At 69.1% G+C, this 19,029-nt stretch carries 18 protein-coding genes; 11 read left to right on the forward strand and 7 right to left on the reverse strand.

The window, feature by feature from the left end; genetic code table 11:
- Positions 1-47 precede the first annotated feature (47 nt).
- Positions 48-1,586 (reverse strand): hypothetical protein, encoded by a 1,539-nt coding sequence (locus B4589_RS06140; protein ID WP_079233435.1) that lies wholly within the window; start codon positions 1,584-1,586, stop codon positions 48-50.
- A gap of 100 nt (positions 1,587-1,686) precedes the next feature.
- Between B4589_RS06140 and ligA the strand changes: the two genes are divergently transcribed.
- Entirely contained in the window at positions 1,687-3,405 is a 1,719-nt protein-coding gene (ligA, locus tag B4589_RS06145) for an ATP-dependent DNA ligase LigA (protein ID WP_079233436.1), read from the forward strand.
- A gap of 537 nt (positions 3,406-3,942) precedes the next feature.
- The gene (locus B4589_RS06150; protein WP_079233437.1) at positions 3,943-4,722 is read left to right on the forward strand and encodes an MBL fold metallo-hydrolase; all 780 of its coding nucleotides are present in this window, start codon (positions 3,943-3,945) and stop codon (positions 4,720-4,722) included.
- 18 nt (positions 4,723-4,740) lie between these two features.
- On the opposite strand, the gene B4589_RS06155 is transcribed toward B4589_RS06150, so the two are convergent.
- Positions 4,741-5,274: an Rrf2 family transcriptional regulator gene (locus B4589_RS06155; RefSeq protein ID WP_079233438.1), complete on the reverse strand. Its 534-nt coding sequence runs from the start codon at positions 5,272-5,274 to the stop codon at positions 4,741-4,743.
- A 178-nt stretch (positions 5,275-5,452) separates the two neighbouring features.
- Between B4589_RS06155 and B4589_RS06160 the strand changes: the two genes are divergently transcribed.
- Entirely contained in the window at positions 5,453-6,406 is a 954-nt protein-coding gene (locus tag B4589_RS06160; RefSeq protein ID WP_079233439.1) for an NAD-dependent epimerase/dehydratase family protein, read from the forward strand.
- On the opposite strand, the gene B4589_RS06165 is transcribed toward B4589_RS06160, so the two are convergent.
- A complete protein-coding gene (locus B4589_RS06165) occupies positions 6,407-6,577 on the reverse strand; it encodes a hypothetical protein (protein WP_158081146.1) in 171 nt (56 codons plus the stop codon).
- Between the two features lie 82 nt (positions 6,578-6,659).
- On the opposite strand from B4589_RS06165, the gene B4589_RS06170 reads away from it, so the two are divergent.
- Both B4589_RS06170 and B4589_RS06175 read left to right on the forward strand, forming a co-directional pair.
- Positions 6,660-7,400: a ribonuclease H-like domain-containing protein gene (locus B4589_RS06170; protein WP_079233441.1), complete on the forward strand. Its 741-nt coding sequence runs from the start codon at positions 6,660-6,662 to the stop codon at positions 7,398-7,400.
- Between the two features lie 193 nt (positions 7,401-7,593).
- Complete coding sequence (locus tag B4589_RS06175) at positions 7,594-7,845, forward strand: hypothetical protein (RefSeq protein ID WP_255246133.1); 252 nt, start codon at positions 7,594-7,596, stop codon at positions 7,843-7,845.
- Between the two features lie 4 nt (positions 7,846-7,849).
- Here B4589_RS06175 and B4589_RS06180 read toward each other — a convergent pair whose 3' ends face one another.
- Positions 7,850-8,053 (reverse strand): DUF5800 family protein, encoded by a 204-nt coding sequence (locus B4589_RS06180; RefSeq protein ID WP_079233443.1) that lies wholly within the window; start codon positions 8,051-8,053, stop codon positions 7,850-7,852.
- A 167-nt stretch (positions 8,054-8,220) separates the two neighbouring features.
- On the opposite strand from B4589_RS06180, the gene B4589_RS06185 reads away from it, so the two are divergent.
- The 4 genes from B4589_RS06185 (at position 8,221) to B4589_RS06200 (ending at position 11,897) form a co-directional block, all read left to right on the forward strand.
- A complete protein-coding gene (locus B4589_RS06185; RefSeq protein WP_079233444.1) occupies positions 8,221-9,108 on the forward strand; it encodes a polymer-forming cytoskeletal protein in 888 nt (295 codons plus the stop codon).
- A 394-nt stretch (positions 9,109-9,502) separates the two neighbouring features.
- Entirely contained in the window at positions 9,503-10,684 is a 1,182-nt protein-coding gene (locus B4589_RS06190; RefSeq protein ID WP_079233445.1) for a redox-regulated ATPase YchF, read from the forward strand.
- A 46-nt stretch (positions 10,685-10,730) separates the two neighbouring features.
- Positions 10,731-11,240: a hypothetical protein gene (locus tag B4589_RS06195; protein WP_079233446.1), complete on the forward strand. Its 510-nt coding sequence runs from the start codon at positions 10,731-10,733 to the stop codon at positions 11,238-11,240.
- A 3-nt stretch (positions 11,241-11,243) separates the two neighbouring features.
- Entirely contained in the window at positions 11,244-11,897 is a 654-nt protein-coding gene (locus B4589_RS06200; RefSeq protein WP_079233447.1) for a rhomboid family intramembrane serine protease, read from the forward strand.
- An 85-nt stretch (positions 11,898-11,982) separates the two neighbouring features.
- Here B4589_RS06200 and B4589_RS06205 read toward each other — a convergent pair whose 3' ends face one another.
- Entirely contained in the window at positions 11,983-12,927 is a 945-nt protein-coding gene (locus B4589_RS06205) for an A/G-specific adenine glycosylase (protein ID WP_079233448.1), read from the reverse strand.
- 253 nt (positions 12,928-13,180) lie between these two features.
- Here B4589_RS06205 and B4589_RS06210 point away from each other — a divergent pair, with 253 nt between their 5' ends.
- Together B4589_RS06210 and B4589_RS06215 are read left to right on the forward strand one after the other, a co-directional pair.
- Positions 13,181-15,625: an RND family transporter gene (locus B4589_RS06210; protein ID WP_158081147.1), complete on the forward strand. Its 2,445-nt coding sequence runs from the start codon at positions 13,181-13,183 to the stop codon at positions 15,623-15,625.
- 167 nt (positions 15,626-15,792) lie between these two features.
- A complete protein-coding gene (locus tag B4589_RS06215; protein ID WP_079233450.1) occupies positions 15,793-16,113 on the forward strand; it encodes a hypothetical protein in 321 nt (106 codons plus the stop codon).
- Positions 16,114-16,284: 171 nt separating this feature from the next.
- On the opposite strand, the gene B4589_RS06220 is transcribed toward B4589_RS06215, so the two are convergent.
- Positions 16,285-17,622 (reverse strand): aminotransferase class III-fold pyridoxal phosphate-dependent enzyme, encoded by a 1,338-nt coding sequence (locus tag B4589_RS06220; RefSeq protein ID WP_079233451.1) that lies wholly within the window; start codon positions 17,620-17,622, stop codon positions 16,285-16,287.
- 43 nt (positions 17,623-17,665) lie between these two features.
- Positions 17,666-18,967 (reverse strand): DUF4010 domain-containing protein, encoded by a 1,302-nt coding sequence (locus B4589_RS06225; RefSeq protein WP_079233452.1) that lies wholly within the window; start codon positions 18,965-18,967, stop codon positions 17,666-17,668.
- Between the last annotated feature and the right edge of the window lie 62 nt (positions 18,968-19,029).

The following is a 19,029-nucleotide window of genomic DNA, read 5'->3' on the forward strand; positions in this document are numbered from 1 at the left end:
CACTCGCGGTTCCGTTTTCCCCGTTCTTCACGGCCGAACAGCCCCAGCTACTCCCAGTGCTGGAACGCGCCCTGTAGCAGCGTCTCCCGCTGCTGGTGGACGTACTCGCGTTTGGTGTTCTGGACGGCGTCGGCGAACGACTCGCCGTCGTCGTACCGCTCCCGGGCGCGGTCGAGCTTCCACGACGCCGGCGTCACCCGGTTCTCGACGCGGTAGCGCAGCGGCGCGAGATACTCCTCGGCGGCGGCCTCCGAGCAGCCGGCCGACTGCAGCCCCGCGCTCGCGTTCGCGAGCAGGTCGTCGTACAGCTCGTCGAGGTCGGTCGTCGGCTCGCCGTGGGTCGTGATCCAGTTCAGGTCGGCGTCCAGCCCCGCCCGCATCGCGTCGTAGAAGTTCGACTCGGCGTCGTCCCAGTCGAGGTCGGCCACCGGGTGGCCGTGGCGGGGGAGCTGCTGCATCAGTCCCGCGAACGCCGCGAGGAACGACACCGTGTCCTTCACGGTCGGCTGGCCGGGCAGCGGGCGGAACTCGATCCGTGCGTTGGCGTCCGAGCGGGTCGACCCGCCGAACACCGGCCGGACCCAGCGCCAGTACGTGCCGTGTTTCGCCCGGAACGTGGGGAACTGGTCGTCGAAGCGATCGCCGTCCTCGTCGTCGGTCGGGATGGGTACCACCACGTCGTCGCCGGCGATGCGGTCGACCGCCTCCTCGACGGTGTCGAGATCCGACGGGAACGCCACCTTCTCCGCGCCGTCGGTGTTGAGCACCGACTCGAACACGAGGATGCGGTGTTCCATGTACGCCTCGTCGAAGATCGTCTCCGGGTCGACGCCGTTCTCGTACAGATCCGGCGGGAAGAAGGGGGCGTTCACGCCGAGCGCGAGCAGCGGGCCGGCGACCCGAAGCGCGTACGTGTGATGGCGGGGGAGGTCGGCCGCGCGGCTCATCTGGTAGTGGGGCTGGATCGAGGTGATCAGGCTCTCGGGCATCACCGTGTCCGACTCGATGTCGACGTTCGGCGCGTCGACGGTCAGCGGCGGGTCGAACGCGCCGCTGTTGGACATCGCGTGGTAGCGGACGGCGTCGCTCATGTTGACCGCGACGCGGACGCCGTCGTCGACGACGCTGTCGGTGAGGTACTCGCGGGCCGTCTCGCCGGCGGGCGGGATCGTCCAGATCCCGTCGCTCACCAGCCGCATCCCCTCGGCTTTGGTGCAGTCGCGGGCGTTCTGGAGATGTGACCGGATCTCGGCGGCCTGTGCGGCCATCCCGTAGCTGTTGAACGGCTGGGGGCTGGTGGTCATCTCGGCGTTGTGCAGCCCCAGCTCCTTCTCGAAGTCGATCAGGTCGAACAGCCGCCGGGGCACCCGCATCAGCGTGCCGTCGGTCGCCTCGTTCTCGGCCCACCGACCGTCGGCGGCGGCGTAGAACTCGTACTCCATCCCCACCACCGAGCGGTGGTTGTCGAAGGCGCCCTCCCGGAGCAGCGACTTGACGACCTCGGCGTCCTGGGCTGCCTGCTGGGCGAACGCGTCGGCGTCGACGGACTGCACCTCCCTGACCCGCTCGGCGAGCGTCTGATCCATGCCCGTTGCTGTGTGTGCGGACAGGGAAGAACCCGTGGGCCGACGGCTGGCGCGCGCCGCATCGGCGGCCTTTTTTCGGCCTTCCCCGTAGCCCGGGTCGATGCAGTTCGCCGCCTTCGCCGACCGCGCCGCCGAACTGGAAGCCGAGCCCGCCGACCTCGAGACCGTCTCGCTGGTCGCGGCCCTGCTGGAGGACGCCGGCGGCGACATCGAGACCGTCGCGCGCTTCCTCCAAGGACGGGTGTTCCCGGGCTGGGACGCCCGCACGCTCGACGTGGGTCCCGCGCTCTGCTACGCGGCGCTGGCGAAAGCCGCCGGCACGAACGTCACCGCCGACGACATCGAGGAACGGCTGGCCGACGAGGGCGAGATCGGCGCCGTCGCCGCGGGACTGAATCTCGGCGGCCAGCAGGGGCTGCGCGCGTTCGCGGCCGAAGGGGGCGCCGCCAGCGACGGCCCCACGCTCGCCGAGATCGACGAGGCGCTCCGGGAGATCGCCGCCGCCGAGGGGGCGGGCAGCGAGGACACCAAGCTCGCCACGCTGTTCGGCCTGTTCTCACGGGTCAGCGACGCGGAGGCGCGCTACCTCGCCCGCCTCGTGCTCGGGGAGATGCGGTTGGGGGTCGGCGAGGGGGCGGTTCGGGACGCCGTGGCGGAGGCGTTCGAAGTCGAGGCGGGGCTCGTCGCCGACGCGCTCCAGGTGAGCAACGACTACGGCCGGGTCGCCCGGATCGCCCGCGACGAGGGGGAAGACGGGCTGGAGGAGATGAGTCTCACGGTCGGCCGGCCGGTCCAGTCGATGCTCGCACAGGCCGGCACCGTCACCGGCGCGCTGGAGTCCTGGGCGGAAGTCGCCGCGGAGATCAAGTTCGACGGCGCGCGCGTCCAGCTCCACCACCACCCCAACGGGATCGCGCCGCCCGAGGCCGACCGCGAGCCGACGCCCGACGATCCGACCGTCCGGCTCTACTCCCGGAACACCTCGGAGGTCACGGACGCCCTCCCCGAGATCAGGGAGTTCGCCGCGGAACGGCTCGACGCGCCGGCGATCCTCGACGGCGAGGTGGTCGCGGTCGACGACGACGGCGGCCCGCTGCCGTTCCAGGAGGTGCTGCGGCGCTTCCGCCGGAAACACGACGTCGAGCAGATGCGCGAGGCGGTCGAACTCGAACTCCACGCGTTCGACTGCCTGCTCGACGGGCGCGAGGGGAGCGACGGGACGGACCTGCTCGACGCGCCGTTCCGGGAGCGCCACGGTCGACTGAGCGACCTCCTGCCCGCGGCCGCGAGCGAGGTGCTGTACAGCGACGACGCCGACGAGATCGAGGCGTTCGAGCGGGACGCGCTGGAAGCGGGCCACGAGGGGATCATGCTCAAACGGCCCGACTCCGCGTACACCCCCGGCGACCGCGGGCAGGACTGGCTCAAGCGCAAGCCGGACGTGGAGACGCTGGACTGCGTCGTCACCGGCGCGGAGTGGGGCGAGGGGCGCCGCGCCAACGAGTTCGGCACGTTCCTGCTCGCGGTGCAGGGCGACGACGGCTACGAGACCGTCGGCAAGGTCGCGACGGGGATCACCGACGAGGAGCTCGCGGAGCTGACGGAACTGCTCGAACCCCACGTCGTCCACGAGGACGGCCAGACCGTCGAGTTCCGGCCCGAAGTCGTGTTCGAGGTCGGGTACGAGGAAATTCAAGAGTCGCCGACCTACGGCGCCGGCTACGCGCTTCGGTTCCCGCGGTTCGTGGGGGTTCGGGAGGACAAGTCGCCCGGGGATGCGGACACTGTCGAGCGTGTGGAGCGGTTGGCCGACGACTGATCGGCCTGGAAGTCGTTTTGTTTGACAGCCCGCTGATTCACTGGGTACTGCAACCGCGACAGCATCTCGATCGTTGGCACCTTGTGACCGCACCGCCCCGCACAGCCCTCGAACCTCCCCAGCCGATTCGCTCCCTCACTTCGTTCGGTCGCTCATCCCTCGCGCGCTCGTTCGCGCAGGGACGCGTCGTGCGGGCGACCCACGCGTCGCCCGCACTGCCAGCGAGACCTCCGGTCTCGCCCTGCTCACGTCGCGCGCCGACCGCCACCGCGGTGCGGTGGCGGTGGACGCCTCGCGATCGGCGACGGTCGCCGATCGCGGGGGGAGGGGTGGGGATTCCGGGCTGTGCCGAGCCCTGTGCTCGGCACTCTGCGGTCGCAAGTGTGCTACGAACGAGCTGCTGTTGCTGTGGCAGGTGCTGGCTGAGTTGCCAACGATCGAACTGCTGTCGCAGCGACTCGCGTCGGTAGCTGTTCGAAAAACCTCACCCAAAACCGCTCCACAAACCCCTAAGACCGCCCCGTCCCACCAACGACCATGACCGTACACCACGACGGCCTCGCCGTCACCTGGTTCGGCTACGCGACCACCCGCATCGAGACGCCCGGCGGCTTCGTCGCCTACCTCGACCCCGGCCGCTACGGCGTGCTCACGGGCGAGTGGACCCCCGTCGGCGGCGGCAACCCCAAAGACGCTGCCCACCCGCGATCAACCGACTACCGCGCGGAGGACGCCGATCTGGTCTGTGTCACTCACGACCACCACTACGACTCCGACGCCATCCGCCGCGTCGCGAACGAGGGGACGACCGTCGTCGTCTACGAGGCCGTCGACCCGTCGGGGATCGACCGCGACGTCGACCCCGTCTCTGAGCTCCCGGGCGAGGTCGTCCGGATCGGCGAGGAAGACCACATCGCGATCGACGGCGTCGACGGGGGTGCGGACGTGTGGTCGGTCCCGGCGTACAACGAACCCGACGGCCCGCGCGCCGACGCGGACGGCGACGTGAGCCACCCGAAGGGGTTCGGCGTTGGGTACCGACTCTCGCTCGGCGGTACCTCCGTCTTCTGGCCCGGCGACAGCGACGCGCTGGACGCGTTCGCCGAGATCTCGGCGTCGCTGTTCCTCGCGAACATCGGCGGCACCGTCGTCAGCACCGCCGCGGAGTCGGCCGACCTCGCCGAGCGCATGGAGCCGGACCTGGTGCTGCCGGTCCACTACAACACGATCGAGATCCTGCAGGCGGACTCAGGCGAGTTCGCCAAAGACATCGCCAAGCGTGGGGTTCCGGTCGTGCTCGACGAGCAGGAGGGGTAGAGGGAGAGAGACGACCGCTCAGTGCCCGGTCTCGCCCGCCGGCGCCTCCATCGAGTCGATCTCGAGGATCACCACGTTCGCGGTGGCGTCCTTCCCGTCGACGGTCCCTTCGACGACCAGGGAAGACAGCGGGGTGGGTCCGGCGCGAACCTCGTCGCCCTCGTGGAACTCCTTCACCGAGCCGCGCAGGTGGAGTTCGGCCCGACAGAGGTCGGGGTTATGGACGCTGGTGAGGTGGATCTCCTCGACGTTGACGTTCGACAGCTCCTCGCCCTCGTGGACCAGCGGCACCGATGCCGGCTCGTCCATCTGCTGGACGTCGAGCGCGTCGAACGCGTTGGTCGTCGGCCTGTACCCGCCCTTCGGGCCGGGGACGCCCTCCACCAACTGGAGCGCTTTCAGGCTCTGCATCTGGTTCCGGATCGTCCCGGGGTTGCGCCCCACCTCGTCGGCGATCGTCTCGCCCTTGACCGCGGACTCGGTCTCCCCGTGGAGGTTGACGAGCGCCCTGAGGATCGTTCGCTGGCTGGCCGTCAGCTCGATCGAAGACATTTGTTGACTGATTGCCCGTCGGAGTACATAAACCTGCGGCCGACTCCCGAAACGCTGGAAGTAGTCTCGTTCGATAGCACGAAAACTGATGTATCCATCCAAAACTTCCACACAGCCCGGACACACGTGGGTATCGCCGAACGACAGGCCTTTGCCGCCGCCGGGTGGAGAGTCGCGCATGAACGGCAAGCGCGTGCTCGTCACCGGCGGCGCGGGGTTCATCGGCTCGAACCTCTCGAACCATCTCGCGGCCGACAACGAAGTGATCGCGCTGGACAACTGCTATCTCGGTACCCCCGAGAACCTGTCCGACGACGTGATCTTCGCGGAGGCGGACGTGCTCGACGACGAGCTCCCGACCGACGTCGACGTCGTGTTCCACCTCGCCGCGCTCTCCTCCCGGGAGATGCTGGAGGAGAACCCACGACAGGGCGCCCGGGTGAACGTCGAGGGGTTCGTCAACGTCGTCGAACAGGCGATGGACGACGGCTGCGAGACGTTCGTCTACGCCTCCACCTCCTCGATCTACGGGAGCCAGGAGGAGCCCTGCTCCGAGGAGATGGAGATCGAGGCGTCGACGGGGTACGACGCGTCGATGCTCGGCCGCGAGCGCTACGCGGAGTACTACTCGGACTTCCACGACCTCACGCTCGCGGGGATGCGCTTCTTCTCCGTCTACCAGGGGTACGGCGGCAACGAGGAGCACAAAGGCGAGTACGCCAACACGATCGCGCAGTTCGCCGACGCGATCGCCGACGGCGAGTCGCCGGTGCTCTGGGGCGACGGCACGCAGACGCGCGATTTCACCCACGTCGAGGACATCGTGCGCGGCCTCGAACTCGCCGCCGAGAACGAACTCGACGGCGTGTACAACCTCGGCGTCGGCGACCCGTACACGTTCAACGAGATGGTCGGGATGATCAACGAGGAGCTCGGCACCGACGTGGATCCCGTCTACGAGCCGGTTCCCCTGGAGAACTACGTCTACCACACCCACGCCGACGCCACGAAATTCAAAGAGGCCACGGGGTGGGAGCCCGAGATCAGCTTCGAGGAGGGCGTGAGCCGGGTGTGTGAGCCGTACGAGCAGCGGGAGGACGGCGAGCAGGAGCGCGAACGCGTCCGGGAGTAGTCACCCCTCGAGCCCGGACGAGTCCGGTTGGATCACCCCGATCACGCCGAACAGGTAGCCGAGAACGAGTATCAGGAGGCCGACACCACCTCCCGTGGTGGCCGCGCCGAGCGAGACGAAACCGCCGAACAGGAGGGTCAACAGGCCGAGTCGGTACACCGTCTGGCTCATCGACGCCGAGTTCCCACGGCGGCCGCGTAGTTCTTTCGTCCGGAGCGCCGAGTTTATAGCCGAGAGCCGACCCACTCCGATCATGCGCGTCGAGAACTCCTTCATCCCCGTCCGCGGCGTCGGCGAGACCACCGAGCGCCGGCTCTGGGCGGACGACATCACCCACTGGGACGACTTCCACCCGAGCGCGGTCGGCCACAAGACGGGCGAGCGCGTCGAGTCGTTCATCGACAAGGCCCGCCCCCGTCTCGACGCCGGCGACGCCGCCTTCTTCGATCGGGCGTTCCCGAGCGGCGAGCGCTGGCGCCTGTACGAGAACTTCCGGGAGTCGGCCTGCTTCTTCGACATCGAGACCACGGGGCTCGACCACGACCGGAACAAAGTCACGACCGTGTCGTTCCACCGCGACGGCGAGACGACCACGCTCGTCCGTGGCGACGACCTGACCGCCGAGAACGTCCGTGCGGAGTTCGACGCCGCCGACCTGCTGGTGACGTTCAACGGCAAGCGCTTCGACGTGCCGTTCCTCGAGAGCTCCTTCGGTCTCGACGTGGGGACGCCCCATCTCGACCTGATGTACACCTGCAAGAAGCTCGGGCTCTCGGGTGGCCTGAAGCCGATCGAGGGGGAGATCGGCATCGAGCGCGACCGGCCCGACATCTCCGGCCGGGACGCGGTGCGGCTCTGGAAGGAGCACGAGCGCGGCGAGGACGGCTCGCTGGAGACGCTGATCTCCTACAACCGCGAGGACGCGGTGAACCTCCGGGCGCTGGCCGACGAGGCGACCGAACGGCTGGACCGCCGGAAGTTCGTAGACGGTTGATCTCGGCCGCGGCGCGCGACCTGCCGTGACCGTCGGGTCACGGCAACGGAGCCCATGCCGCAGTCGTGGACCCCCGACCGCGGCGCGTGACCTGCCGTGACCGTCGGGTCACGGCAACGGAGCCCATGCCGCGGTCGTGACACCGACCACACCTCCCACGGACTTTTGTAGTCCCCGACAGATTCCCGCGGGTATGGGAGACGACGGCGAGAGCGAGGAGGCCGAAACCGGCGAGGATCCACGCCGACGCCCGCCGGGCGCGCCCGGCGCTGACGACACCGTTCCGCGGGTGGATCTGGCGCTGCGGGAGCTGTCGGTGTCGGTGACGGGGCGCTCCGACGACGACCTCGAAACCGTCGAGGAGAGTGCCCGCGACCTGATGGGCTACCTCGTCGAGGAGGCCGGCCAACTGGAGGACGAACACGACGAGTACGGCCTGAGCTGATCGCCTAGATCGACTGAACGATGTCGCCGATCCGGCGTGGCTCCCCCGAGATGGTCGGGCTCTCCTCGACGATCTTGAGCACCTCGTGGTCGGTCACGTCCGGGTAGGACTTCTCGGTCGCCTCCTCGATCAGTGCCTTCTCCAGCCGGAACTCCGTCCCCTCGTAGACGACGTCGACACCCTCCTCGTCGAACGAAAGCGCAGTCATGCGGCCGGCTACGGCTTCGGCGTGGTTAACCCCACGCTTCCGGCACGACCGTCGGCGTCACCGCCGTCGAGCGCGTCGGCTGCGTCGCCTGATCCCCGCGTAACTATCCGAAAACTTAACAATGTCTGACGGAGGCTTTTAAGTATGGAAACCTTCCCCTCCCCTGTATGTCGCTCCGGCAGGACCCGCTCGACGAGCTGACCATCCCCAGCGGCACCGTGGTCGAGGAGCACGACCTCGTCACCGACGGTGACGTGCTGGTCGGTGGGCAGTCGACCGTCGAGTTCGGGGTCCGCGGCCGGTCGGTCGCGGCCGGCGAACGGAGCAGTTTCGGCGGCCACATCGAGGCCGAGAACGACTGTCGGCTGGACATGTGGTCCGACGTGGACGGCGACGTGCTCGTCGGCGAGGATGCCTACCTCGGCGAGCGTGCTCGGGTCGGCGGGCAGCTGATGGTCTCGGGCGACCTGGACATCGGTGACGACGTGGAGATCGAGGAGGGGTTCGAGGCCAACGGCTGGATCACGATCCGGAACCCGATGCCGACGCTGGTGTTCTACTTCATCGTGCTCTCCCAGCTCCTCCAGCTCGGCGAGGATGAGGCGGCCGACGACCTGGCGTACGCGCTGGCCGACGGCGGCGAGGCCGAGCAGGAGCCGCTGGTGATCCCCCGCGGCTCGTCGGTTTCGGACGACGCGTGGCGGGTCTCCACCCCCGCGACCGTGGGGAGCGACTGCCGGCTCCACGGGAACATCCGCGCGACGGAGGTGACGATCGACGAGCGCTCGGAGCTGTTCGGCAGCGTCCGCGCCCGCGGCGACGTCCACCTCCACTCCGGCAGCGTGATCCACGGCGACGTGAGCACCCGCGACGGCCGCGTGACCATCGACGCCGGCGCGAACGTCCGCGGCGACGTCTCCTGTGGCGATCTCCGGGTCCACGAACGCGCGAACGTCGAGGGGACGATGCGCGCCGACGGCGAGATCCAACTGGTGCAGTCCGACGACGGGCCGGAGTCCGGGGAGAACCCACAGGAGCAGACGCCGGATTTCTGAGGTTTCGACGACCTTCTCGACGATAGAACGCTGTCGGCGCGAAGCGGCCGCGACCTCGTGTCGCGGCTCAGCGCGAGGGACGACTGAGGCGAGCGTAGCGACGCCGAAGGAGTCGGCTGGGGAGGTGTGTGGGCTGTGCGGTCGGGGAGGGACTGAAAGGGGCTGTCGTCTGGACGAACCCCGACGAAGCAAGGATCGCAACGGAGTGAGGACCGCAGCGAGTCGCGGGAGTCCAGACGACAGGGGCTTTCACGGTGTTGCTGACCCAAGTTGCTCATCGAGCACAGCCGAACCAAGCCCGAACAGAGGAAGAACCTACTCCCCTCCCACCCCAGAATCCCCAGTATCGACCGAAAGGCAGTTCCTCCCGTCCGCTGAACCACACGATCACCAAATGCTCTCGGTCGCGCTCGCCGGCAAACCCAACGCCGGCAAATCCACGTTCTTCAAAGCCGCCACGATGGCCGACGTCGACGTCGGGAACTACCCGTTCACCACCATCGACCCCAACCGCGGCGTCAGCCACGTCCGCACCGAGTGCCCCTGCCTCGACCGCGAACAGCGCTGTGACAGCGACAACTGCCGCGACGGGAAGCGCTACGTCCCGGTCGAACTGCTCGACGTGGCCGGCCTCGTTCCGGGCGCCCACGAGGGGCGCGGCCTCGGCAACCAGTTCCTCGACGCGCTGACCGACGCCGACGTGATCCTCAACGTCGTCGACGCCGCGGGCGCGACCGACGAGGAGGGCGAACCCGTCGAGGTCGGGACGTACGACCCCACCGAGGAGGCCACGTTCATCGAGGAGGAGATGGACCGCTGGCTGGCGGGGATCGTCGACCGCAACTGGGAGTCAGTCGAGCGCAAGTCCCGCTCGCCCGACTTCGACATCGACGAGGCGCTCCACGACCTGCTGACGGGCTTCGGCGCCGACGAGTACGACGTGACCGCCACGCTCCGCGGGATGGCGTACCCCGACAACCCCCGGGAGTGGACCGACGAGCACCGCGATACCCTCGCCCGGGACCTGCGCGCTCGAACGAAGCCGATCGTTCTCGTCGCCAACAAGGTCGACATCGCGCCCGAGGAGAACATCGAGGCGCTGCGGGAGATCGACAAGCCCGTGGTGCCCTGCACCGCCGACGGTGAACTCGCGCTCAGAAACGGCGCCGACGCGGGGATCCTCGAGTACGACCCCGGCGACGAGGACTTCTCGATCGTCGGCGACGTGAGCGAGAAACAGGAGCAGGGCCTCGAGAAGATCCGGGAGACGATGACCGATCACGGCGGCACCGGCGTCCAGCAGTCGCTGAACGAAGCCGTCTACGGCCTTCTCGACCGGATCACCGCCTACCCCGTCCAGAACGAGTCGAAGTGGACCGACGGCACCGGGACCGTGCTCCCCGACGCGTTCCTGCTCCCCGACGGATCGACGCCGAAGGATCTCGCCTACGCCGTTCACTCCGACATCGGCGACGGCTACGTCCACGCGGTCGACGCCCGCGCTGACCGGCGGATCGGCGAGGATCACGAACTCGAGGAGGGTGACGTGATCAAGATCGTCTCGACCGCCTCCTGAGCGCGACCCAAAAACGCTATTCCGTCGTTCTCCCACCGACCACACAGTGGTTGGCGAGTTCCGCACCAAGGACGGCCGCTGCATCGTCGCGGAGGACCGCCTCCGCCTCCAGATCGGCGAGCGGGGGCCGCTGGGGACGCTCCGCGAGGCGCTGACCGACGGGTCGATCCCCCCGGTTCGCCGTGCGGGCGTCGCGCTGTTCGTCCTCGCCGTCGTCGTCGGCGCCGCGCTGGCGGTCCGAACGCTGCCGCCGTGGCTCGCCGGCGCCGGCGCGGGGCTGCTGCTCGCGTGGCTGGCGTGGTCGCGACTCCGCGGCGAGCAGGCGGAGAAGGAAGTGGTGATCCAGTACGACGCCGTCGAGAGCGTCGAACCGCAGTACGGCCTCCCCCTGCTCACCCGGCCCCGGTTCGTGATCCGCTACCGCTCGGAGGGCGGAGTGAAACAGCGCTACGTGCTCTGCCCCTCGCGGCTGTACGGGTTCGGCGCCTACGAACACGGGAAGGAGCTGTTCGGGGAGCGAGGGCTCTTACGGGACGAGGTACCAAACGAGGAGTAGCTGATGGACCGCGATCGCGACCCGGAGCAGGCGGCCCGACAGGTCGCCGCGGATCTGCGGTCGTGGTTCAGCGGCGTCCCCGTGACCGTCGGCGCCGTCGCGCTGCTTGTCTGCTGGCACGCGCTCGCACCGTGGCTCGCCGCCGGCCTCGGCGCCGAACGCTTCGGCACGTGGTTCGTCGCCCGCGCGTCGCCGTCGCCGGGGTGGCTGCTCGCGACGCTCAGCCACGCCGGTCCGGGCCACCTCGCCGCGAACCTCCTCCTGCTGGTGATCTGGGGGACGATCGCCGAACACGTACTGGGCGCGAAGCGCTACGCCGCGTTCCTCGTGACGACCGGCGTCGCCGGGATCCTGGCACAGGTCGCCCAGTACGTCGCGCAGGGCGTCACCGGCGGGATCGTCGGCGCCAGCGGCGCGGCACAGGCGACGACGGCGTTCGCGGCCGTCGCGCTGGCTGCCGGTCGGGGGCCGTTCGACACGCCGGAGACACGCCGGGGTGTGTTCGCCGGCGCCGTCTCGGTCGTCGTGCTCCAGCTCCTGAACGACTTCACCGGCCTCCTGACGGTGGTTCCGGAGACCTCCGGCGTCGCCCACCTGACGGGGATCGTGCTCGGCGCGCTCTACGCGGTCGTCGACACACGGCGGCGCATCCGTTGATCACCGGGGGGGAAGGGCCACCATCACGGTGCTGCTGGCGTTCCGGTCGCAAGCGGTCCGATCTCCCCGAAAGCGGAGCTCCGACTCATCGAAGGCGCGCGACCTGCTTGCCGTCCCGTTCCTCGACCGCGACGAGTCCGTCCTCGGCGAGATCGTCGAGCAGCCCCTCCAGCCACTCCCGTCCGTGCTCGCCGTCGGGCGTGTAGTCCACGCGGATGCGGTGGCCGAGGTCGTCGACGGGGACCGCGTCGTGTTCCCCGAGATGGCGAACGATCCGTCCCCGGAACTGTCTACGGGAGCCCTCGAAGCTCGGCTGCTCGGGCACGTCCGGCGCGGTGAAGTCGCCGGTCTCGTAGGCGTGACACCACTTCCGCCACGGGCAGCCGGCCTCGTCGCAGGAGGGTGATTTCGTACAGGCGACGCCGCCGAGTTCCATGATCGCGTTGTTCCAGACCCGCGACTCCCCCTCGGGCATCAGTTCGCTCGCAGCCTGCTCGAACGCGTCGTCGTCGTCCGGCACGTCGAAGGCGCGGTAAGTGACTCGTTCGACGTTCGTGTCCACGACGGCGTTGCCGTTGTTGAACGCGAAGGAGGCGACCGCGTTGGCGGTGTACGGGCCGACGCCCATCAGCTCCTCGAGCTCGCCGGGCTCTTCAGGGTACTCACCGCCGTACTCGTCGACGACCTGGTTCGCGGCCTCGTGGAGGTACTTCGCGCGGTTGTTGTACCCCAGCGAGTGGTCGGTCCAGAACGCCACCACCTCGCTGCGGTCGGCGGCGGCGAGCGCCTCGACGGTCGGCCAGCGGTCGCGGAAATCACTCCATGCAGAGACGACGCGGTCCAACTGGGTCTGCTGGCTCATCACCTCGCTGACGTGGATCTCGTAGGCGTCGTCGGTCTGACGCCACGGGAACGGCCGGTGGTCGTCCTCGTACCACTCGATCAGCGCCTCGCGGACGGCGTCGAGGTCGAGATCCGCGGGCAGCGGGGCGTCGCCGGCCGGGGTCGTGCCGGCGTCGGCGTCGGTCATGACCGTGGCTGGGGACCGTGGTCGCTTATGCGGCGCGGTCCCGGCGCGGGCGAACAGGCTCTCCCCACCGGGGCTCCCGGAGCGGGATATTTCCGATATTTAATCCTTCCGGGAAGGTTCCGGCTCGACAATCCGGAATCCGTTTATAAGCAGGAGTCGATCAAAGCGTCTCCCACACCGAACGATGTCACGAGACAGGTTATCGGACGTAGTCCGGTTGGTCACAGAACACACCCGCATCACGCTGCTTGTGATGGTCCTCCTGTCGGGGTTGGTCGTGGCCGGGATCCCCCAACTCGAGACGGGGAGTCAGGCCGGTGCCGACGCCGACGCGTTCGACGACGTGGAGCGCGTCCAGAAAGCACAGTACGTCCAGAGCCAGTTCGGCGGGTCCGACGACGGCCCGGACCGCACCTTCGAGACGGTGTACGTCCGGGACGAGGACGGTACCGTCCTCTCGAAGGAGTCCCTGCTCGCCGGCCTGCGGTACCAGCGGACGATCCGTGAGAACGCGACGGTCGACGCCGCCCTCCACGAGGACGGCGTCACAGGTCTCTCGAACCTCGTCGCCAAGCGCGCGGCGGGCAGCCAGAACGCCTCGCTCGGGGAGCAGATCCGGGCGCTCGAGGGCGCGACGCCCGCCGAGGTCGAACGGCTGGTCGAGCGCACGCTGGCGAACGATCCGCGGGCGCTCCGGTACCTGCCGACCGACCACGAGCGGAACGAGACGGCCGCGACCGACCGTCGGATGCTCGTCGCGTTCGACGCCGACGCCGCCAACGGCACCGTCGACAACGCGACCGCGGCGCTGTATCACACCGCGAGCGACCGGTCCGCGGCCGGCTTGTTCGTCGTGAACGCCGCCGCCTGGAGCGAGGCCAGCAGCCAGTTCTTCACGGAGATGGTCGAACTCGTAGTGCCGGCCGCGCTGGCGTTCATCCTCGTCGTGCTCGGGTTCGCCTACCGCGATCTGGTCGACGTGATCGTCGGCATGGTCGGCGTCGTCCTCTCGGTGCTGTGGATGTTCGGCCTGCTGGGCTGGCTGGGCGTCGCTGCGGGCACCACCAGCATCATCCCGGTGGTGTTGGTCGCCGGGCTGAGCATCGACTACGGGTTCCACGTGTTCAACCGCTACCGCGAACAGCGCGGCGACGAGGAGGGGATCCGCGCGCCGATGCGCCGCGGCGTCACGCTCGTCGCGACGGCGCTCGTCCTCGTCACGGTCACCGCGGCGATCGGCTTCCTCGCGAACCTCGCGAACCCGCTGCCGATGATCCGCAACCTCGGCGTGTCGATCACGCTTGGCGTCGTCTCGTCGCTGCTGATCTTCGTCACGGTCGTCCCCGCGCTGAAGGTCGGCATCGACGGTCTGCTCGAACGGTTCGGGTTCGATCGTCACAAACAGCCCCTCGGCCACGGGCGCTACCTCCGGCCGGTGCTCTCGAAGGCAGTAACCCTCGCCCGGCGCGGCGCACCGGTCGTGCTCGTCCTCGCGCTCGTCGTCGGCACCGCCGGCGGCGTCGCGTGGATGGACCTCAACGAGGAGAGCTACCAGCAGAACGACGGCCAAGTCGCGGAGTGGAAACAGGAGCTCCCGGATCCGATCGGCTGGGACACCCATCCCGTCCCCGAGCGGAGCCAGCACGTCGAGGAAGTGTACCAGCCCGCGAGCACCGATGCCGCGGCACAGGAACCGATACTGATCGAAGGAGCCGTCACGGCCGACGACACGCTCGAAGAGCTCCGGGACGGCGTCGACTACATCGAGGAACAGGAGCTGCTGATCGATCGGGCCGACGACCGCCCCGTCACCTCACCCGTGACCGCGATGCACGCCGTCGCCGCGGACAACGAGTCGTTCGCGGCCGTCCTCGAGGACGCCGATACGGACGGTAACGGCGTCCCCGACCGGAACCTCGAAGGCGTGTACGACGCGTTCTACGCGGCCGACAGCGACGTTGCGAGCCGCGTGATCGAGCGCGACGACGACGAGTACGAGTCGGTCCTCGTGACGCTGTCGCTCGACGCCGACTACGCCGAGGCAAACAGCGTCGTCACGACGCTGGCCGACGGTGCCGACCGCATGGGAGGCGACGGCCGGACCGCGACCGTCGCCGGCAACTTCGCCGTCAGCGAGGCGCTGCTCGGCCAGGTCGTCGAGGGAATCCTCACGACGATGCTGCTCGCGCTGGTGGCCATCGCGCTGACCCTCGCCGCCGTGTTCAGATACATGCACGGCAGCGCCACGCTGGGGCTGGTCGTCTCGATCCCCATCGCGCTGGTACTCGGGCTGGTGATCGGCGGGATGTACCTCATGTCGATCCCGCTGACGCTGCTGACCGCGCTGCTGATGAGCCTCGTCATCGGCCTCGGGGTGGACTACAACATCCACGTCGGCGACCGCTTCGCCGACGAACGCCGCGCCGGCGCGAGCACGTTCGAGGCGCTCGACGCCGCCGTCACCGGCACCGGCGGCGCGCTCCTGGGCAGCACGCTCACCTCCGCGGGCGCGTTCGCCACCATCACGCTCGTGCCCCACCCCCAGCTCCAGAGCTTCGGCGCCATCGTCGTGATCGCGATGACGACGGCGTTCGCGGTGAGCGTGCTGGTGCTGCCGAGCTTGCTGGTGCTCTGGGACCGCTACGTCCCCGCGAGCGTCGCGACCGAAGCTATCCCGACCCGGGTGCCACAGGACTGAGAGCTGCGAGCCGGCGTGCGAGCCATCCCACGCCGCCCGACTATCGCCGGCCTACGAGCCATCCCACGCCGCCCGACCATCGCCGGCGTGCGAACCATCCCACGCCGGCTGACCGGTGCCGGCGTGCGAGCCACAAACCGTATTCCCCTCCCGCCGAACCGTCGACCATGAGCCTCGACGATCTGGACGACAACATGACCGCGAACTACACCGCGCTGGGCGATGAGACGACCGTCGATCTCGACCCCGAGACGCGGAACGAACTGGCGATGCTGCAGGCGGCGATGGGGACCGACACCGACGAACTCCTCCGCCGGGGGATTCACGCGCTGTTCCAGCAGGCGGTCCAGAGCGGCGACCTCGACTTCCACCTGCGCAACGGCTACGACGTGACGTACGACGAGTACCTCGCGGGCACGACGTACGAGGAGATGACCGGCGGGGATCAGTACCCCGAGCGCGACGAGGACCGGCGCTACAACATGTAAACCGACCTTTTGCTGCGGGCCCCGGAGGGCCCTTGCAAAAGCTCGACCAAAAGCCTCCTCGCTCCTTACAGTCACTCGTCGGCCCGCTCGCTCACTGCGTTCGCTCACGGAGAGTGAACTGGAACACGATCCACAGCCCGCGACGGCAGAAACGGACGGATGCGACGCCGCTCAGTTCTCGGCTTCGACCGCCTCAACGAACAGCTCCGCGCCGAGTTCGATCTCGCGTTCGGTCACGTCCATCGGCGGCAGCACGCGGATCGTCTTCCGGCCACAGGCCAGCAGCAGCAGACCGCGCTGGAACGCGGCGTCGATGATGTCGTCGCGCAGCCCCTTCGACTCGAAGTCGAGGCCGAGCATCAGCCCCTTGCCGCGGACGCTGGTGACGCCGTCGAGATCCGCGTCCCGGAGGATCTCCTGGAACTGCTGTCCGCGCTCGACCGCGTTGTCGAGTAGGTCGTACTCCGCGATGGCGTCGAGGGTGAACGCGCCGCGGGCGGCGGCGAGGATGTCGCCGGCGCCCCACGTCGAAGAGATCCGGCCCGTCTCGTCGGGGAACGTCTCGCTGTCCGAGACGGTCGCGCCGACGCGCATCCCCTTCGCGGCGGTGATCACGTCGGGGTCGAACGCGTAGTGCTCGGAGGCCCACCACTCGCCGGTGCGGCCGAGGCCGGTCTGGATCTCGTCGGCGATCAGCGTGATGTCGTGCTCCTCGGTGACCTCGGCGACGTCGCGGGCGAACGCCTCGCTGGGGAAGCGGTACCCCCCCTCACCCTGGATCGGCTCCATGATCAGGAACGCGACCTCCTCGGGGTTGACGTGGCCCGACTTGGGGTCGAGTTTGGATCGCAGCGCGGACGTGCCGCCGGCGAAGTAGCCACAGTCACAGTGCTCGGGCGCGCCGGGGCACGCACAGAACGGGAAGTCGTGGACGCTGGCGATCTCGGGGAAGTGGCGGCGGTACACCTCCTTCGAGCGGTTGAGCGAGAGCGCGCCGAGCGTCCGGCCGTGGAACGCCCCCTCGAAGGTGAGCGCGTACTTCCCCAGGGGGGTGTTGTCGTAGGAGATCTTCATCGCGTTCTCGACCGCCTCCGCCCCGGAGTTCGAGAGGAACACGGTGTCCATCCCGAACTCCTCGGCGGTGGCGGTGATGCGGTCCATCAGCCCCGCGGCACCGGGTAGCCCCTCGCCCGGCGGCTTCCCGTCGGAGGCGTAGAAGTCCTGGCCGGCGATCTTCACCGGGTCGAACAGGTCGAACTCCGACAGCGGCTCCATGATCTTGGGGTTGTTGTACCCCAGCGGCGCCGCGGCGACGTGGCTAGTGAAATCCATCAGTACGTTGCCGTCGACATCGGTGCAGAACGGCCCCTCGGCGGGCGCGGTGTGATCCCAGACGAACTCGTAGACGTACGTGCTGGGCGCCGCGAACTCGTGGTGGTAGTCGACCCACTCCGTGGCTCGGTCGCCGGGGAGCTCCGTGACCTCCGGCTCTGCGGTATCCCGGTCCATGCTTAGGAGAGCGTGTGGGCTGTTGTTAAGCTGGCGGTCGGGTTCAGAGCCCCGGACCGAACATGATCGACGCGGCCGCGACCACGCCGGTGACGACCAGCAGCAGCACCGACCAGACCGACACCGAACGGGCGAACTGCCGCGGTCCCGACATCGTGAGCCCGGCCTTGACCGCGATGCTCGACGCCGACGCGAGCAGGACGGCGATCACGGCCGGCCCGCCCGCGACGGCGCCACCGATGTACAGCAATGTCGCCGAGGTGGTCGCGCCCGCCGAGGAGACCAGCCCCGAGACGGCCGCACTGACGAACAGGCCGGCCGTGCCGAAGCGAGCCTGAGCGAACGCCGAGCCGACCAGGATGATCGCGAACACGCCGCCGAAAGTGAGCGCGTTCCGCAGCGAGAACGGGCTCTCCAGCTCGATGTCGAGTTCGGCGTCCCAGTCGGCAGTCAGCGCGGCCGCCCCCACGCTCGCGAGGACGAGCGCGCCCAACGGCGCAGCTGCCGCGATCAGCACGGGCACCCCCGAGGTCAGCGTGAAGAAGAGGACGATCGCGAGGTTGCGCGCGGCCATCGCGGCGTCGGCCAGCAGCACCGCGGCGACGGCGTACTCCGTCACCGAACGCCGCTGGCGGACGTGATCCAGCATCGAGCCGACGACCGCCGTCGACGATGCCAGCCCGCCGAAGAAGCCGGTGATTGCGACGCCGCGGCCGCCGTAGCTCCGCACCAGCGCGTAGTTGGCGATCCCGATCCCCGCGACGGTGACGACCATCAGCCACGCCACCCGGGGCGGGAACGCGACGCCGAACAGGTCCATCTCCTCGGCGGGCAGCAGGGGGTAGATCACGAACGCGAGCACGGCGAACTCCGTCGCCGAGCGCAGCTCCGCGCGGTCGAGCCCGCCCGCGAAGGAGTGGAGCTCCCGCTTGAGCACCAGCAGCGCCGAGGAGATGACCGCCACCGTCACCCCCTCGAGCACCAGCCCCACGGCCACGAGCGCGCCGATGCCGTAGGCGACGAACATCGAGACGCTGGTGGTCAGCGAGAGCGAGGCGTCCTTGGCGCCGGTCTGGAGCTCCCGCACCGCGAGCAGGCCGCCCATCAGCAGTACGAGCAGGCCGCCGACGGCGATCAACGTCCCCGCGGCGGCCGTCCGCTGGGCCAGCAGCGTCGTCGTCGCGCCCGACAGCGTCAGCAGCGAGAACGTCCGCACGCCGGCGGACTTCTCGGACCACTCGCGTTCGAGGCCGAGGAACAGCCCCAGCGCGCCGGCGATCGTCAGCCGGACCACCGGCTCCGAGAGGGGGGCGGCGAACAGCGTGTCGGGCTGCAGGGGCGGCATGGGTCGCTACGTACCGCCCCCGGCACGTAAAGGTGTACGGGCTCGGGGCGGGAACACGCTTA

It is taken from the genome of Halolamina sp. CBA1230 (assembly GCF_002025255.2).
GTDB lineage: Archaea > Halobacteriota > Halobacteria > Halobacteriales > Haloferacaceae > Halolamina.

Coding starts and splice junctions, on each gene's coding strand:
- B4589_RS06205 (WP_079233448.1), bottom strand. CDS start 12,927: ATGACCGACGCCGACGCCGGCACGACCCCGGCCGGCGACGCCCCGCTG.
- ligA (WP_079233436.1), top strand. CDS start 1,687: ATGCAGTTCGCCGCCTTCGCCGACCGCGCCGCCGAACTGGAAGCCGAG.
- B4589_RS06185 (WP_079233444.1), top strand. CDS start 8,221: ATGTCGCTCCGGCAGGACCCGCTCGACGAGCTGACCATCCCCAGCGGC.
- B4589_RS06140 (WP_079233435.1), bottom strand. CDS start 1,586: ATGGATCAGACGCTCGCCGAGCGGGTCAGGGAGGTGCAGTCCGTCGAC.
- B4589_RS06160 (WP_079233439.1), top strand. CDS start 5,453: ATGAACGGCAAGCGCGTGCTCGTCACCGGCGGCGCGGGGTTCATCGGC.
- B4589_RS06170 (WP_079233441.1), top strand. CDS start 6,660: ATGCGCGTCGAGAACTCCTTCATCCCCGTCCGCGGCGTCGGCGAGACC.
- B4589_RS06190 (WP_079233445.1), top strand. CDS start 9,503: ATGCTCTCGGTCGCGCTCGCCGGCAAACCCAACGCCGGCAAATCCACG.
- B4589_RS06150 (WP_079233437.1), top strand. CDS start 3,943: ATGACCGTACACCACGACGGCCTCGCCGTCACCTGGTTCGGCTACGCG.
- B4589_RS06215 (WP_079233450.1), top strand. CDS start 15,793: ATGAGCCTCGACGATCTGGACGACAACATGACCGCGAACTACACCGCG.
- B4589_RS06175 (WP_255246133.1), top strand. CDS start 7,594: ATGGGAGACGACGGCGAGAGCGAGGAGGCCGAAACCGGCGAGGATCCA.
- B4589_RS06155 (WP_079233438.1), bottom strand. CDS start 5,274: ATGTCTTCGATCGAGCTGACGGCCAGCCAGCGAACGATCCTCAGGGCG.
- B4589_RS06220 (WP_079233451.1), bottom strand. CDS start 17,622: ATGGACCGGGATACCGCAGAGCCGGAGGTCACGGAGCTCCCCGGCGAC.
- B4589_RS06165 (WP_158081146.1), bottom strand. CDS start 6,577: ATGAGCCAGACGGTGTACCGACTCGGCCTGTTGACCCTCCTGTTCGGC.
- B4589_RS06200 (WP_079233447.1), top strand. CDS start 11,244: ATGGACCGCGATCGCGACCCGGAGCAGGCGGCCCGACAGGTCGCCGCG.
- B4589_RS06180 (WP_079233443.1), bottom strand. CDS start 8,053: ATGACTGCGCTTTCGTTCGACGAGGAGGGTGTCGACGTCGTCTACGAG.
- B4589_RS06225 (WP_079233452.1), bottom strand. CDS start 18,967: ATGCCGCCCCTGCAGCCCGACACGCTGTTCGCCGCCCCCCTCTCGGAG.
- B4589_RS06210 (WP_158081147.1), top strand. CDS start 13,181: ATGGTCCTCCTGTCGGGGTTGGTCGTGGCCGGGATCCCCCAACTCGAG.